The 14665-nt window shown below is 73.9% G+C and carries 13 protein-coding genes; 6 read left to right on the top strand and 7 right to left on the bottom strand.

Translation table 11 applies throughout. The features are described 5' to 3' along the window. The first annotated feature begins 31 nt into the window (after positions 1–31). Positions 32–1096 carry an anthranilate phosphoribosyltransferase gene (gene trpD / locus UQW22_RS13490; RefSeq protein ID WP_407317548.1) on the top strand — a complete coding sequence of 355 codons (1065 nt, stop codon included), beginning with the start codon at positions 32–34 and terminating at the stop codon, positions 1094–1096. Between the two features lie 39 nt (positions 1097–1135). Here the strand turns inward: trpD and UQW22_RS13495 are convergent, their stop codons facing one another. Genes UQW22_RS13495 through UQW22_RS13505 form a run of 3 tightly spaced genes read right to left on the bottom strand, consistent with a single transcriptional unit; the run spans position 1136 to position 5011 of the window. After that, complete coding sequence (locus UQW22_RS13495) at positions 1136–1417, bottom strand: Lrp/AsnC family transcriptional regulator (protein ID WP_407317549.1); 282 nt, start codon at positions 1415–1417, stop codon at positions 1136–1138. Beyond that, entirely contained in the window at positions 1411–3171 is a 1761-nt protein-coding gene (locus tag UQW22_RS13500) for a DEDD exonuclease domain-containing protein (protein WP_407317550.1), read from the bottom strand. Before UQW22_RS13500 ends, UQW22_RS13495 begins: the two co-directional genes overlap by 7 nt. A gap of 31 nt (positions 3172–3202) precedes the next feature. Next, positions 3203–5011 carry an AMP-dependent synthetase/ligase gene (locus UQW22_RS13505; protein WP_407317552.1) on the bottom strand — a complete coding sequence of 603 codons (1809 nt, stop codon included), beginning with the start codon at positions 5009–5011 and terminating at the stop codon, positions 3203–3205. A gap of 212 nt (positions 5012–5223) precedes the next feature. Here UQW22_RS13505 and UQW22_RS13510 point away from each other — a divergent pair, with 212 nt between their 5' ends. Further along, a complete protein-coding gene (locus UQW22_RS13510) occupies positions 5224–6168 on the top strand; it encodes an ROK family glucokinase (protein WP_407317554.1) in 945 nt (314 codons plus the stop codon). 241 nt (positions 6169–6409) lie between these two features. Here UQW22_RS13510 and UQW22_RS13515 read toward each other — a convergent pair whose 3' ends face one another. Then, positions 6410–6916: a hypothetical protein gene (locus UQW22_RS13515; RefSeq protein ID WP_407317556.1), complete on the bottom strand. Its 507-nt coding sequence runs from the start codon at positions 6914–6916 to the stop codon at positions 6410–6412. 42 nt (positions 6917–6958) lie between these two features. Between UQW22_RS13515 and UQW22_RS13520 the strand changes: the two genes are divergently transcribed. The 3 genes from UQW22_RS13520 to UQW22_RS13530 all read left to right on the top strand — a co-directional run bounded on the left by UQW22_RS13520 (position 6959) and on the right by UQW22_RS13530 (position 10437). Next, the gene (locus UQW22_RS13520) at positions 6959–7756 is read left to right on the top strand and encodes a lysophospholipid acyltransferase family protein (RefSeq protein WP_407317557.1); all 798 of its coding nucleotides are present in this window, start codon (positions 6959–6961) and stop codon (positions 7754–7756) included. A gap of 75 nt (positions 7757–7831) precedes the next feature. After that, complete coding sequence (locus tag UQW22_RS13525; protein ID WP_407317558.1) at positions 7832–9058, top strand: pyrophosphate--fructose-6-phosphate 1-phosphotransferase; 1227 nt, start codon at positions 7832–7834, stop codon at positions 9056–9058. 14 nt (positions 9059–9072) lie between these two features. Continuing rightward, the gene (locus UQW22_RS13530) at positions 9073–10437 is read left to right on the top strand and encodes a class II 3-deoxy-7-phosphoheptulonate synthase (RefSeq protein WP_407317559.1); all 1365 of its coding nucleotides are present in this window, start codon (positions 9073–9075) and stop codon (positions 10435–10437) included. Here the strand turns inward: UQW22_RS13530 and pknB are convergent. Beyond that, entirely contained in the window at positions 10424–12406 is a 1983-nt protein-coding gene (gene pknB, locus UQW22_RS13535) for a Stk1 family PASTA domain-containing Ser/Thr kinase (RefSeq protein WP_407320819.1), read from the bottom strand. The two genes, UQW22_RS13530 and pknB, sit on opposite strands and share 14 nt — an antisense overlap. Positions 12407–12476: 70 nt before the next feature. On the opposite strand from pknB, the gene UQW22_RS13540 reads away from it, so the two are divergent. Beyond that, positions 12477–12860 carry an Rv2175c family DNA-binding protein gene (locus UQW22_RS13540; protein WP_407317560.1) on the top strand — a complete coding sequence of 128 codons (384 nt, stop codon included), beginning with the start codon at positions 12477–12479 and terminating at the stop codon, positions 12858–12860. 8 nt (positions 12861–12868) lie between these two features. Here UQW22_RS13540 and UQW22_RS13545 read toward each other — a convergent pair whose 3' ends face one another. Beyond that, the gene (locus UQW22_RS13545) at positions 12869–13975 is read right to left on the bottom strand and encodes a polyprenyl synthetase family protein (protein ID WP_407317561.1); all 1107 of its coding nucleotides are present in this window, start codon (positions 13973–13975) and stop codon (positions 12869–12871) included. Between the two features lie 63 nt (positions 13976–14038). Beyond that, on the bottom strand, positions 14039–14572 hold the full coding sequence (locus tag UQW22_RS13550) for a hypothetical protein (protein ID WP_407317563.1): 534 nt from the start codon (positions 14570–14572) through the stop codon (positions 14039–14041). Positions 14573–14665 lie beyond the last annotated feature (93 nt).

A 14665-nucleotide genomic window follows, 5' to 3' on the forward strand; every position in this document is an offset into this window, starting at 1 on the left:
CGTCCCGAACCGTCTCGCTGGAGTGAGTGCCGTGACCCTGAGTGCCCCGACCGAACGTACGTGGCCCGGAGTGCTCTCCGCGCTGATCTCCGGTGCGGACCTGACGGTCGACGAGACCGCCTGGGCCATGGACCAGGTGATGTTTGGGGAGGTGCCGGCTCCCCGGCTCGCCGGCTTCCTCGTCGGGCTGCGGGCCAAGGGTGAGACGGCGGCGGAGCTGACCGGGCTCGCGGACGCCATGCTGGCGCACGCCGTCCGCATCGAGGTCGCGGGCCCCACGCTCGACCTCGTCGGCACGGGCGGCGACCGGCACCACACCGTCAACATCTCCACGATGGCGGCCGTGGTGGTGGCGGGTGCCGGCGTGCGGGTCGTCAAGCACGGCAACCGCGCCGCGTCGTCGTCCTCGGGCTCCGCGGACGTCCTGGAGGCGCTGGGCGTGCGCCTGGACCAGCCGGCCGAGCGGGTGGCCGAGATCGCCCACGAGGTCGGGATCACGTTCTGCTTCGCCGGGATGTTCCACCCCTCGATGCGTCATGCCGCCACGGCACGCCGCGACCTGGGCGTCGCGACGGCGTTCAACTTCCTGGGCCCCCTGACGAACCCCGCGCAGCCGGGAGCCACGGCGGTGGGCTGCGCCGATGCCCGCATGGCGCCGCTGATGGCCGGTGTGTTCGCCTCCCGCGGCACGTCGGCCCTCGTGTTCCGCGGCGACGACGGTCTGGACGAGCTGGCCGCCACCGGCGGGACGACGGTGTGGGAGGTGCGCGACGGCGAGGTCGTCGAGCAGCGCCTCGACGCCGCGACGGACCTCGGCCTGGACCGCCTCCGCATCGACGACCTGCGCGGGGCGGACGCCGTGCACAACGCCCAGGTCGCCCGGGAGGTCTTCACGGGCACGGAACAGGGGCCGGTGCGGCAGACCGTGCTGCTCAACGCGGCGGCGGCGCTCGTCGCGGACGGGACGCTGCCCGGTACCGCGGAGGGCACCCTCGTCGAGCGGATCGGGCACGGGCTCGAGCACGCCGCGCGGAGCATCGACGAGGGCGGGACGGCCGACGTCGTCGAGCGGTGGGTGGCGGCGACCCAGGTCTGAGGCGCACGCTCGTGAGACGCGGTCTCGCGAGGGGTGTGGTCAGTCGTCGAGCCCGAGCGCGAAGGCCTGCTCCAGGTCGACGTTCGAGTAGGCCCGGAACGCGATGAGCGTCTCGGTGCGCAGCACGCCGGCGACCTTGCTGATGCCGTCGGCGATGACGGCCGAGAGCTCATCGTGCTCGGCGACCCGCACCATCGCCACCAGGTCAGCCTTGCCGGTGACGGAGTAGACCTCGCTCACCCCCCGCAGGTTCGTGACCTGGGTGGCGACCTCGGGGATCTGGTCCGGCACGGTGTCGATGAGGACGATCGCGGTCAGCATGCCGCCATCGTATCCGGGCCGCGCAGCGCCAGCGCGACCGATGCCGAGACGTCCTCGAGGTCGGCGTGGGCGACCGCGGAGCGGACCGGGCACGTCCACGGGTCCGAGGCGTGCACCAGGCGGACGCCCGGCTGGTCGAGCCAGTCCAGGACGAGCGCCGCCTCCTCCGGGTGGCAGGCCGGCGCGGGTGGTGGCGGGGGATCGACCACCTCGGCCGTGGCGCGCAGCGCGTCGACCACGGGCAGCGGGTCCTGGTGCGGTCCGGTCACGGCGGTGCCGGCGAACCGGGCGTGCCGCACGACGATCAGCTCCCAGCCGCCGGCCGCCGTCGGCCGGGCGGCGACGAGCTCGGCGCACCGGCTCAACGGGTCGAGTCGCTGCGCGCGGGCGGCGGCACGCACGAACGTCCGCAGCCGGTGCGTCACCTGACCGGCCTCCTCGAAGCGTTCCTGGCCGGCCAGCCGCGCCACCCGCTCGGCGAGCGCGCGGACGACGGCGCCCGGGTCGCCGGTCAGCGCGGCCCGGGCCTCCTCGACGACGGTCGGGTAGTCCGTGTCCGGCCCCGCCGTCGCGGTGCAGGGTGCCGAGCAGCGCCCCAGCCCTGCCAGGGCGCACGGGCTGCGGGGTGCGCGGGCGACCGCGGGCAGCCGTTGCGTGCACTGTCGCAGGCCGATCGCGTCGTGCAGGGCCTCGACGGCGGCGGACGCCGCTCGGCGGGAGGTGAACGGTCCGATGTGGGGCACGTCCCCGCGCACCTCCGGGACGACGGACAGCCGGGGGTAGGCCTCGTCCGTCAGCCGCACCCACGACTGCCGCTCGGGATGCTTCGAGCGCCGGTTGTACCGCGGTGCGTGCTCGGCGATCAGGCGCAGCTCGCGGACCTGGGCCTCCAGCGGCGTCGCGCAGACGACCGGGGTGACGGCGTGCGCGATGCGGACCATCTCCGTGATCCTCCGGCGCTTCTCGGCGGCGGTGAAGTAGGACCGCACCCGCTGGCGGATGTTGGTCGACGTGCCGACGTAGAGGACCTCGTCGTCCGGACCGCGGAAGAGGTACACGCCCGGGGCGGTGGGCAGCCCGTCAGCCAGGGTCACCTTGCGGCGCACGTCCGCCGGCACGGGGTCGGCGGCGGTGGCCAGGTCCTCGAGGTGCGTCACGCCGAGCGGTGCCAGACGTTCGAGCAGCGCGTGCAGCACGTCGACGGTGGCACGGGCGTCGGCCAGCGCCCGGTGGTCCGGCGAGGTGCGGGCGTGGAAGAGCCGGGCCAGCGTGGACAGCTTGTGGTTGGGCGCCTCGTCGCGCGAGACCGCTCGTCGGGCCAGCGGCAGCGTGTCGACGACGGCGAACCCGGGCCAGGTGTATCCCAGGTCGGCGCACGCCGCGCGCAGGAAGCCGACGTCGAACGGCGCGTTGTGGGCGACCAGCACGCACCCGTGGGAGAACTCGAGGAAGCCCGGCAGCACGAGGTCGATGTCGGGTGCGGTCGAGACCATCGCCGTGGTGATGCCGGTGAGCCGCGCGACGAAGGCCGGGACCGGACGGCCAGGGTTCACGAGCGACTGGAACTCACCGACGACCTCGCCGCCGCGGACCTTGACGGCACCGATCTCGGTGATTCCGGCGTCGCTCGCCCGGCTGCCGGTGGTCTCCAGGTCCACGACGACGAAGGTGACGTCCTGGAGCGGCGTACCCAGGTCCGCGAACGACGGCTGCACCGCCGTCGTCGCGGCCTGCGGTGGTGGTGCGATCGACATGGCGGGGACCGTAGCCCCCGCCACCGACAGGTCAGGCGGGGGACTGCTCGCGGTCATCGACGTAGAGCGCGTCCACGTCGTCGGAGAAGTCGGCCAGGACGACCGAGCGCTTCACCTTCAGCGACGGGGTGAGGTAGGCGTTCTCGACGGTGAGGTCCTCCGCGAGGATCGAGAACTTGCGGATCGACTCCGCCCTCGAGACGGCCTGGTTGGCCCGCGCGACGGCGGCGTCCAGCGCGGCGAGGACGTCGGGGTCGGTCCGGGCCTCCTCGACGCCCAGGGCGGGCTTGTCGTGCATCTTGAGCCAGCCCGGCAGGCCCTCGGGGTCGAGGGTGATCAGCGCGCCGATGAACGGCCGGTTGTCCCCGACGACGACGCACTGGCTGACCAGGGCGTGCGCACGGATCCGGTCCTCGAGCGCGGCCGGCGCGACGTTCTTGCCGCCGGCCGTCACGATGATCTCCTTCTTGCGGCCCGTGATCGACAGGTACCCGTCGTCGTCGAGCGTGCCGAGGTCGCCGGTGCGGAACCACTCGCCGTCGAACGCCTCGGCGGTCGCCTCGGCGTTGCCGCGGTAGCCGCGGAAGACGTGCACGCCCTGGAGGAGGATCTCGCCGTCCTCGGCGATGCGCACCCCGCAGCCGGGCAGCTGGGTGCCGACGGACCCGATCCGGTTGGCCGCGGGCCGGTTGACGCTCGTCGGCGCGGTGGTCTCGGTCAGCCCGTAGCCCTCGAGGATCGTCAGCCCGATCCCCCGGAAGAAGTGCCCGAGCCGCTCGCCGAGCGGCCCGCCGCCGGAGACCGCGTAGCGGGCCTGCCCGCCGAGGGCGGCCAGGAGCTTGCCGTAGACCAGCTTGCCGGCGACCTTGTGCTGGACGTTGAGCCACAGCGACGGCCCGCCGGTGTCCTGCGCGCGGGACCACGCGATCGCGGTGGCGGCGGCCCACTGGAAGATCTTCAGCTTGCCGCCGGCCGCCGCCTTCTGCTCCGCCGAGTTGTAGACCTTCTCGAACACGCGCGGCACGGCGAGCACGAACGTCGGCTTGAACGTCCCGAGCCCTTCCGTGACCGTCTTGACGTCCGCCCAGTGGCCCAGCACGCTGCCGCCGGCGATCGCGAGCACCTCGATGAACCGGGCGAAGACGTGCGCCAGGGGGAGGAAGAGCAGGGTGCGGCCCCCGGCGGCGAAGACCTCCGGTACGGCGGCGACGGCGTTGGTGGCGAGCGAGGCGAAGTTGCCGTGGGTGAGCTCGGCGCCCTTCGGGCGACCCGTGGTGCCCGAGGTGTAGATGATGGTGGCCACGTCGTCGAGCCCGGCGAGCCCGCGGCGTCGGGCGATCTCGGCGTCGTCGACGTCGGCCCCGGCCGCGACCAGGTCCGCGATCGCCCCGTCCTCGATCGAGAGGACCTCGCGCAGCGTGGGCGCGGAGCCGGCGACCTGGTCGACGACGGCCGCGAGCGTGGCGTCCTCGACGACCAGGACCGTGACGCCGGCGTCGGTGACGATCCACTCGACCTGCTCGGCCGCTGAGGTCTCGTAGACCGGGACGGGCACCGCCCCGGCCGCCCACGCGGCGAAGTCCAGCAGGGTCCACTCGTAGCGCGTGTGGGACATGATGCCGACCGGGTCGCCCGGCTGGACGCCCTTGGCGACGAGTCCCTTGGCCACGGCCACGACCTCGGCGTCGAAGGCGGCGTTGCTCAGGCTCTCCCAGCCGTCGCCGGCGGGGCGCTCGACGATCGGGGCGTCCGGGTCCTTCGCGACCCTGTCGGTGATCAGGTCGTTGAGGTTCGACGTCGGGGGCAGCTCTACGAGCTGCGGGGTGGTGATCTCGTCCATGCTGACTCCAGTGGCAGGGCTCGTCCGTGGCGGTCACGATACCGGGTCGCACAGGTGCTGCGGTCACCCCTCGCACCACCTGGTGGACGGTGCGTGCGGTGCGGTGCCGGGTCGGTAGTGTTGTCCCCGGCGCGCCCGGGCGTGCCGACCGTGCCGGTGCGACGGACTCCGTCGGCCCGGCGTCCCCGAGATCGAACGTGAGGACTTGACGCATGCACGCCATCGGAGTCGACATCGGCGGAACGAAGATCGCCGTCGGGGTCGTGGACGAGGCCGGTCGCATCCTGGCCAAGGTCCGGCGGGACACCGCCGCCGATGACGTCGCGAGCATCGACCGGGCGATCGCCGACGCGTGCACCGAGCTCGCCGCGGAGCACGAGGTCGGTGCGATCGGTCTCGCCGCCGCGGGGTTCGTCAGCCCGGACCGCAGCTCGGTGCTCTTCGCGCCGAACATCGCGTGGCGCGAGTACCCGCTGGCTCAGCGGGTCAGCGACCTGGTGGACCTCGACGTGCCCGTCGTCGTCGAGAACGACGCCAACGCCGCCGGGTGGGCGGAGTTCCGCTTCGGTGCGGCGCGCTCGGCCACGGACATGCTGCTGCTGACCATCGGCACGGGCCTCGGGGGCGCCGTCGTCGTGGACCGCGAGCTGGTCCGGGGCAAGTGGGGCGTCGCGGCGGAGGTCGGGCACATGCGTGTGGTGCCCGGCGGCCACTACTGCGGGTGCGGGCACGAGGGCTGCTGGGAGCAGTACGCGTCGGGCACGGCGCTCGTGCGCGACGCCCGCCAGGCGGCCACGGCCACACCGGATCGCGCCGGCCGGCTCGTCGAGCTCGCGGGCGGGGACCCGGCGGACATCACCGGGCCGCAGATCACGCAGGCCGCCCAGGACGGGGACGAGCTGGCGATCGAGCTCCTCGCCACGCTGGGCCGGTGGATCGGTGAGGGCTCGGCGTCGGTCGCGGCGCTGCTCGACCCGGAGCTCATCGTCCTGGGCGGTGGCGTCGGAGCGGCGGGGGACCTGCTGCTCACGCCGGTGCGCAAGGCCTACGAGGCGCAGCTCTCCGCGCTCGGGCACCGGCCGGTCGCGCAGATCGAGCTGGCGCAGCAGGGCAACGAGGCGGGCATCATCGGCGCCGCCGACCTGGCGCGCCGCTGACCCCGCAGGGTCGCCCGGGCCGACGTCGTCCGGATCCTCCGCCTCGGACGAGCCGATGTCGTCCGAGTCTGCGGCTCGGCTGCGGGCGAGTGCCTCGTTCCTCGGCCCGCACCCTCGCCGCGCCTCCGACTCGGACGAGCCGATGTCGTCCGAGTCTGCGGCTCGGCTGCGGGCGAGTGCCTCGTTCCTCGGCCCGCACCCTCGCCGCGCCTCCGCCTCCGCCTCCGCCTCCGCCTCGGCCTCAGACGACGGCGCCGGGGCCGTCGTCGTCCGGGTCGCGCCGGTGCGGCATCCGCCAGACCAGGGCGGCCACCGCAGCGAGGAAGGCCCCGCCACCGGCCGGCCCGAGCCAGCCCGGGACCCTCAGGTCCGGCAGCATCGCGACCACGACCACGCCCACGACCGTCAGGACGGGGACGGCGACCGCGACCGTCCACGCGAGCGTCAGCAGGGGGTCGCGGTGCGCCACGGGCTCGGGCTCGGGCGGCACGAAGTGGTCGTCGGCCTCCTCGAGCGCCTCCACCTCCGGTGTCGTGGGCCAGTCGCGGGGGCCGCTGGAGTGTGACGCCACGGGAGGGTCGGCCGGTGGCGGGGCGTCGTCGTCGGGCCGGGCGGGTCGTTCCGCGTCCTCGACGACGAACCCGGACTGCTCCACGTCGCCCAGACGTGCGACGATGTCGGACCATCGGGCGTCGACGTCAGCGTCCGGAAGGTCGTCCGGTTCCGCGTCCCGGTTCGGTGAGGCCATGGGACCACTCTATTGTCGTCGGCGACGCCGCGAGGAGGACCGTTGTTCTACTGGATCATGAAGCACGTGCTGGTCGGGCCGTGGCTGCGCCTGGCGTTCCGCCCCTGGACCCGGGGCGTGGAGCACGTGCCGGACGCCGGCGGCGCGATCCTCGCGAGCAACCACCTGGCCGTCATCGACTCGTTCGTGCTGCCGATCGTGCTGGAACGGCAGGTGAAGTTCCTCGGCAAGTCGGACTACTTCACGGGACGCGGTCTCAAGGGCCGGCTGGTGGCCGGGTTCATGCGCGGCGTCGGCACGATCCCCGTGGACCGCTCGGGCGGCAAGGCGAGCGAGGCCGCGCTGCGCACGGGGCTGCGGGTGCTCGACGAGGGCGACCTGTTCGGCATCTATCCGGAGGGCACCCGCAGCCCCGACGGCCGCCTCTACCGGGGCAAGACCGGCGTCGCCCGGCTCGCCCTGGAGTCGGGCGCCCCGGTGGTCCCGGTCGCGATGGTGGGCACCGACGTCGCCCAGCCCCTGGGGCGGGTGGTGCCCAAGCCGCGGCCGATCGGCGTGGTCTTCGGCGAGCCCCTGGACTTCAGCCGCTACCGGGGGATGGAGTCCGACCGGTTCGTGCTGCGGGCCGTGGCGGACGAGATCATGTACGCGATCCTGCGGCTCAGCGAGCAGGAGTACGTGGACGTCTACGCGGCGACGGCGAAGGTGCGGATCGCGCAGGGACTGCCGGTCGACGCCACGCCCGGGACGTCGCGCCCGGCCCGGGCCGAGACGGAGGCGCCCGTGACGCGCGCCGAGCCGGAGCCGCCCACGGCGGGACCGCAGGACCTCGCGGGCTGAGACGTCGTCACGGCCACGCTCGCGGCCTCATAGGATGGGCAGCGCTGTTCATCCCCCAACGAGAGGTAGCCCCTCATGTCGGTCCGTCGTGTGGCCCTGCTGACCGCCGGTGGTTTCGCCCCCTGCCTGTCCTCCGCCGTCGGAGGTCTCATCGAGCGTTACACCGAGCTCGACCCGTCGATCGAGATCATCGCCTACCAGTACGGCTACCACGGCCTGCTCACCGGGACGAAGATCGAGATCGACGACGAGGGCCGCCGCCAGGCGGGCGTCCTGCACCGGTTCGGCGGCTCGCCGATCGGCAACTCCCGGGTGAAGCTCACCAACGCCGCCGACTGCGTCAAGCGGGGGCTCGTCCAGGAGGGTCAGGACCCGCTGCACGTGGCGGCCGAGCAGCTCCAGGCCGACGGCGTCGACGTGCTGCACACCATCGGTGGTGACGACACGAACACCACGGCCGCCGACCTCGCGGCCTACCTGGCGGAGAACGACTACGACCTGACCGTCGTGGGGCTGCCGAAGACCATCGACAACGACGTGGTGCCGATCAAGCAGTCGCTCGGGGCGTGGACCGCCGCCGAGGAGGCCGCCGGGTTCGCCGCGAACGTCATCGGCGAGCACCGCTCGGGTCCGCGCATGCTCATCGTGCACGAGGTCATGGGTCGTCACTGCGGGTGGCTGACGGCCGCCGCGGCCGCGGAGTACCGCAAGTGGCTGGACGCGCAGGAGTTCGCGCCGGCCCTGGGCCTCACCCGGGAGCGCTGGGACGTGCACGCGGTGTTCCTGCCTGAGCTGGCGCTCGACATCGACGGTGAGGCCGAGCGCCTCAAGGCGATCATGGACCGCGAGGGCAACGTCAACATCTTCCTCTCCGAGGGTGCGGGCATGCACGAGATCGTCGCGCAGCTCGAGGCCGCCGGCGAGGAGGTCCAGCGCGACCCGTTCGGGCACGTCAAGCTCGACACCATCAATCCGGGCCAGTGGTTCGCGAAGCAGTTCGCCGAGAAGCTGGGCGCCGAGAAGGTCATGGTCCAGAAGTCGGGCTACTACTCCCGCGCCGCGGCCGCCAACGCCGAGGACCTGCGCCTCATCAAGTCGATGACCGACCTGGCGGTCGAGTGCGCGCTGCGCGGCGAGGCCGGCGTCATCGGCCACGACGAGGAGGACGGCGACCGGCTCAAGGCGATCGCGTTCCCGCGCATCGCCGGGGGCAAGGCCTTCGACGTGCACACCGAGTGGTTCGGCGAGCTGCTGGCCGGCATCGGTCAGTCCCTCGTCCCGGCGCAGCCGGCCGAGCACTGAGGCGGTCGGGCACCATGAGCAGCGCCGTCGACTCCGTCGCGCCGGGGACCGACCCGGACGGCCTGGACCGGTTCCGCGGCCTCGAGGCGCGTCAGCAGCCGGTCTGGCCCGACACCGACCGGCTGGCCGCCGTCGCGGACCGGCTGTCGGTCGCGGCGCCGCTCGTGGTGCCCGCCGAGGCGGACACCCTCACCGAACGGCTCGCGGCGGCGGGCCGCGGCGAGGCGTTCCTGCTGCAGGGCGGCGACTGCGCGGAGACCTTCGCCGACGCGAACGCCACGCGCATCCGCAACAAGGTCCGCACGATCCTGCAGATGGCCGTCGTCCTGACGCACGGGGCGAGCACTCCCGTGGTCAAGATGGGCCGGCTCGCCGGGCAGTACGCCAAGCCCCGCTCGTCGGACGAGGAGACGCGCGACGGCGTGACCCTGCCGTGCTACCGGGGAGACATGGTCAACGGCCACGCCTTCACGCCGGAGTCGCGGATCCCGGACCCCGCGCGCCTCGAGCAGGCGTACCGGATCTCGTCGGCGACGGCGAACGTCGTGCGCGCCTTCACCCAGGGCGGCTACGCGGACCTGCGCCGTGTGCACGAGTGGAACCGCGGGTTCATGCAGAACCCCGCCTACGCCCGCTACGAGCGCACGGCGACGGAGATCGACCGCGCGATCCGCTTCATGGACGCCTGCGGCGCCGACTTCGACGCGCTGCGCACGGTCGAGTTCTTCCTCAGCCACGAGGCGCTGATCCTGGACTACGAGCGGGCGCTGACCCGGATCGACGCCCGGACGGGACGGCCGTACGCCTCGAGCGCGCACTTCCTGTGGATCGGCGAGCGCACCCGTCAGCTCGACGGTGCGCACGTCGAGTTCCTGTCGCACGTGGCCAACCCGATCGGCGTCAAGCTCGGCCCGACGACGAGCCCGGACGACGCGATCGCGCTGGCGCGCCGGCTCAACCCCGAGAACCGGGAGGGGCGTCTGACGTTCGTCGCCCGCATGGGGGCGGGCCGGGTGCGCGAGGTGCTGCCCGACGTCGTGGAGAAGGTCACGGCCGCGGGGGTGGCGGTCACGTGGGTCACCGACCCGATGCACGGCAACACCATCACCTCGGAGTCGGGCTACAAGACGCGGCGGTTCACCGACGTGCTGGACGAGGTCACCGGGTTCTTCGAGGTGCACCGCGCGCTGGGGACGGTGCCGGGCGGGCTGCACATGGAGCTCACCGGCGACGACGTCACGGAGGTGCTGGGCGGCAGCGAGGAGATCTCCGACGCCGGCCTGGCCGAGCGCTACGAGACCCTCGTGGACCCGCGGCTCAACCACCAGCAGTCGCTGGAGACGGCCTTCCAGGTCGCGGAGATGCTCACCAGACGGTGAGCGTCACGGTCGACCCGACCGGCGCCTCGCCGTCGAGGTCCTGGAACCGGACGGTGTCGAGCAGACCGCCGAGGTAGCGGTTCACGTCGACCTCGAACCCGGCGTCCTCCAGCGCGGTGGTCGCCTCCTCGCTCGACAGGCCGACGACGTCGGGCACCTCGGCGTCCGGCGGGCCGGCGGAGAGGGTGAGCGTCACGGTGTCGGTGCGCCGCGCCGTCGTGCCCTGCTCGGGGTCCTGGCTCAGCACGCGCCCCTCCTCGACGTCCGTGGAGGGCTCGGGGTCGCCGTACGCCACCTCGAGCCCGGCGTCGGCGAGGTCGGACTCGGCCCCGTCCTGGCTGCGGCCCGCCACCTGGGGGACACGGACCGGCGCGGGGCCGTCCGAGACCGTCAGGCGGACCACGGTGTCGTGCGGCTGCTCGGACCCCTCGGTGACCGACACGTCGAGGACCTCGTCCTCGGGGACGTCGTCGTCGTGGGCCGTCCGGGCGTCGCCGACGTCGAACCCGGCGGTCCGCAGCGCCGCGGCGGCCTCCTCCTGCGTCGCCCCGACCAGCCCGTCGGGCACCGGCAGCATCAGCACGCCCAGTGAGACGGTCAGCGCGACGCTGCCGTCCTTGCGCACGCGGTCGCCGGGGGCGGGGTCGGTCGCCACGACGTCGCCGGCCGGGACCTCGTCGTCGTGCGCCTCGGTCGTGGACGCCTCGAGGCCCTGCGCGGCCAGCGTCGCGACGGCGTCCTCCTCGGCGGAGCCGACGAGCTCGGCGGGCACGCTGGTCCAGGCTCCCGGGCCGTCGGTGAACCACCACCACGTGCCGGTCGCCCCGCCGCCGAGCATGAGCACGAGCACCACGAGCCAGGTGAGCACGGCCCGGCGGCGTCGCGGGCGGGCGGACCGACCGCCGTCGGCGTCGTGGCGCTCCAGGGTGCTGGTGGGGGAGTCGACCAGGTGCTCGGTGGGGTGGTCGTGCACCGAGACGTCGGCGAAGAACCCCGTGGGGATCTCGTCGACGCCGTCGACGGGCGCCAGGTCGCCCGCATCGGGGTCGTCGGTGCCGTCGGGCCCGGAGCCCGCCGCGTCCGGGCGCTCGGGCGGGTCGGCGGCGCGCTCGAGGACGGCCGGGTCGAGCACGGCGCGCAGCCCGACGACGGCGGCCAGCGCCGCACCGGCGTGCGCCGGCCGGCGGTCGGCGTCCCGTGCGGTGAACGCGGCGACGAGCTCGTCGATCTCCGGGGCGAGCCAGTCCACCCGCTCCGACGGCGCCGGGAGGTCCTCGTGGACGTGGTGGAACGCCACCTGGATCGGTGGTTCGCCCGGATAGGGCAGCGTGCCGGTGAGCATCTCGTGCAGCAGCACGCCGACGGCGTAGACGTCGGTGGCGGGACTGCACCCGCCGGACGTGATGACCTCCGGCGCCAGGTAGGCGACCGTGCCGAGGATCGTCCCGGTGGCCGTCGAGGTGACCTCGGTGACGGCGCGGGCCAAGCCGAAGTCGGCGACCCTCACCCGTCCCTCGTCGTCGACGAGGACGTTCTCGGGCTTGACGTCGCGGTGGACGAGCCCGACGCGATGGGCGGCCGAGAGTGCGGCGAGGACCTGCTCGGCGACGTCCAGGGCTCGTCCGACCGTCAGCGGGCCCTCCTGGAGCTCACCGCGCAGGTTGGTCCCCGCGACGTACTCCATCGTCAGGTAGCTCGTCTGGCCGTCGACCCCCTGGTCGTAGACGGCGACGACGCCCGGGTGGGAGAGGCGGGCCGAGGCGCGGGCCTCGCGGCGGAACCGGGAGACGAAGCTCGCACCCTCGACGCCCTCGGCGAGGTGGGCGTGCATGACCTTGACCGCCACCTCGCGCCCGAGCCGGCGGTCCTGGGCGCGGTAGACGGTCGCCATCCCGCCGCGGGCCACGCGCGCGACGATCTCGTACCGCCCGTCGACCAGGCGGCCGACGAGGGGATCGGACGTCACCATGGCCACGGCAGCGATTCTAGAAGGGCCGGCCGCGCTCGGCCCGCAGGCGCGGCGGGCTAGGCTGGCGCCCGTGAGCGACGCACCGCAGTACCTGCCCCTGGACGACCTCGTCGGCGACTGGCTGACGCTTCCCGCCCTCGCCGACGCGATCGGCGTGGAACCGAGCCGGGCCCGCGGCCTCGTCGCCTCCCGGCACGTGATCGGTGTCAAGCGCGGTCAGCGCAAGACGTTCCAGGTCCCGGCGGCGTTCGTGGTGACCGGTGAGCACGGCGAGCCCGTGATCCTCGAGACGCTCCGCGGCACGGTGATCCTGCTGTCGGACGTCGGCTTCTCGGACGCCGAGGCGCTGCGCTGGCTGTTCACCCCGGAGGAGTCGCTCGGGACCTCGCCGATCGAGGCGCTGCGCTCCGGCCGGCGTGCGCAGGTGCGCCGGGTCGCCCAGGCCCTGGCCTGACCGGTCCGTCACGCGGCCCGGTCGACGGCGGCCCGCGCGAGACCGGTGAGGACCTCGCGGCCCTGCGGGTCGAGGTCGGCCGCGGTCAGCTCCGCGAGCCCCGACGTGGCGAGCTCGTCGATGAGTGCCTCCACACCCTGGACCGCACCCGAGGTGGTGATGGCCGCCCGCAGCGCGGCGACGTCCTCGTCGGTCAGCCGCGGGTCGCCGAGGTGCTTCGTCAGGAGGCGTCGCGCCTCCTCGTCCCCGTGGGCCAGCGTGCGGGCGACCAGCACGGTGCGCTTGCCCTCGCGGAGGTCGTCGCCCGCCGGCTTGCCCGTCACCGCGGGATCGCCGAAGACGCCGAGGAGGTCGTCGCGGAGCTGGAAGGCCTCCCCGAGGGGCAGGCCGGCCGCGCTGATGGCCTCCACGCGGTCCGACGACGCGCCGGCCAGCACTGCACCCAGCGCGAGCGGCCGCTCGACGGAGTAGCGGGCGGACTTGGCGCGCAGCACGAGCCGGGCCCGCTCCTCGTCGGCCGCCGGGTCGTCGCCCCACGTCTCGGCCTGCACCAGCACGTCGAGGTACTGGCCGACGACGACCTCGCTCGTCATCGCGTCGAACAGGTCCCGGGCCGCCGTCGCCACGGCGGGAGGAAGCACGTCGAAGGCGGAGCCCGCCTCGCGGTGGCAGGCCACCAGGCACAGGTCGCCCAGCAGGATCGCGGCGGCCGTGCCGAACCGTCCGGCGTCGCCCGTCCAGCGCTGCTCGACGTGCCGCGCCTCGAAGACGCGGTGCGCCGTCGGACGGCCGCGGCGCGTGTCCGAGGCGTCCATGACGTCGTCGTGCAGCAGCGCCGCGGCCTGGAACAGCTCGAGAGCGGCACCCACCCGCACGACGGCGTCGCGGGCCGGACCGGCGGACGCCCCGCCGTGCGCACGGAACGACCAGTAGCAGAACGCGGCACGCAGCCGCTTGCCGCCCTCCAGGAGGGTCGAGAGGTGGTCGGTCAGCGCGGTCGTGCCGGGTCCGACGGCGGAGACCTCGTCGACGAGCCGGGTCAGGTGGCGCTCCAGCGCGACGTCGACGTCACGGCGCAGGTTCTCGATCTCGACCAGGTCGGAGGCGGCAGACATGGTCCACAGCCTAGTGTCGCGCCGGACCCGGCCCGCTCCTCGTGGGCCCGGCCCTGGCGCGGGCTACCCCTCGTCGCGGTCGTCGACGACGGTGCCGGACAGGGAGACGAGACGGCGCTCGCCGTCGTCGAGCACGCCGAGCAGGACCGTCTCCACGCGGGGCTTCTTCTTGCCCTTGGTGCGCGTGTAGGCCGTCTGGACGGTGAGCGCGGAGACGTCGACCGTCTCGGACTCGTCGAACCCCGCCTCGTCCAGGCGTTCGGCGTACCGGTCGACGACCTCCTGCGTGCTCAGCGGGGTCGACAGGTTCACGGAGACGTCCAGCAGGTCGTCGCCGACCGCGACGGCGGAGCTGGCGAGCAGGTCGGCGCCCTCCGGCGCACCGAGCAGGTCGGTCGGGAAGCCGGGGGCGTAGCCGCCGACCGCCGTCGCCGGGTCGTACGACGGCATCGCCGTGGGCGACGGTCCCTCCTGCTCGACGGCCGGTCCCCGGGGCGGGTCGTCGGCGGGGTCCGGGGCGCAACCGCTCAGCGTCGCCGCACCGAGCGCGAGGCACAGCGCAGCCCGGTGGGCGCGTCGCTGACGGGTCGTGAGCACGGCCTCACGGTAGTGGGTGCCCACCCCCAGCCCGCACGGTCCCCAACGCGGCCCTGCCCGACGGTGCTGCGCGAGCCTCCTGCGCTCTCATCG

Source organism: Isoptericola halotolerans, assembly GCF_045689585.1.
In the GTDB taxonomy this organism is placed as follows: Bacteria; Actinomycetota; Actinomycetes; order Actinomycetales; family Cellulomonadaceae; genus Isoptericola; species Isoptericola halotolerans_B.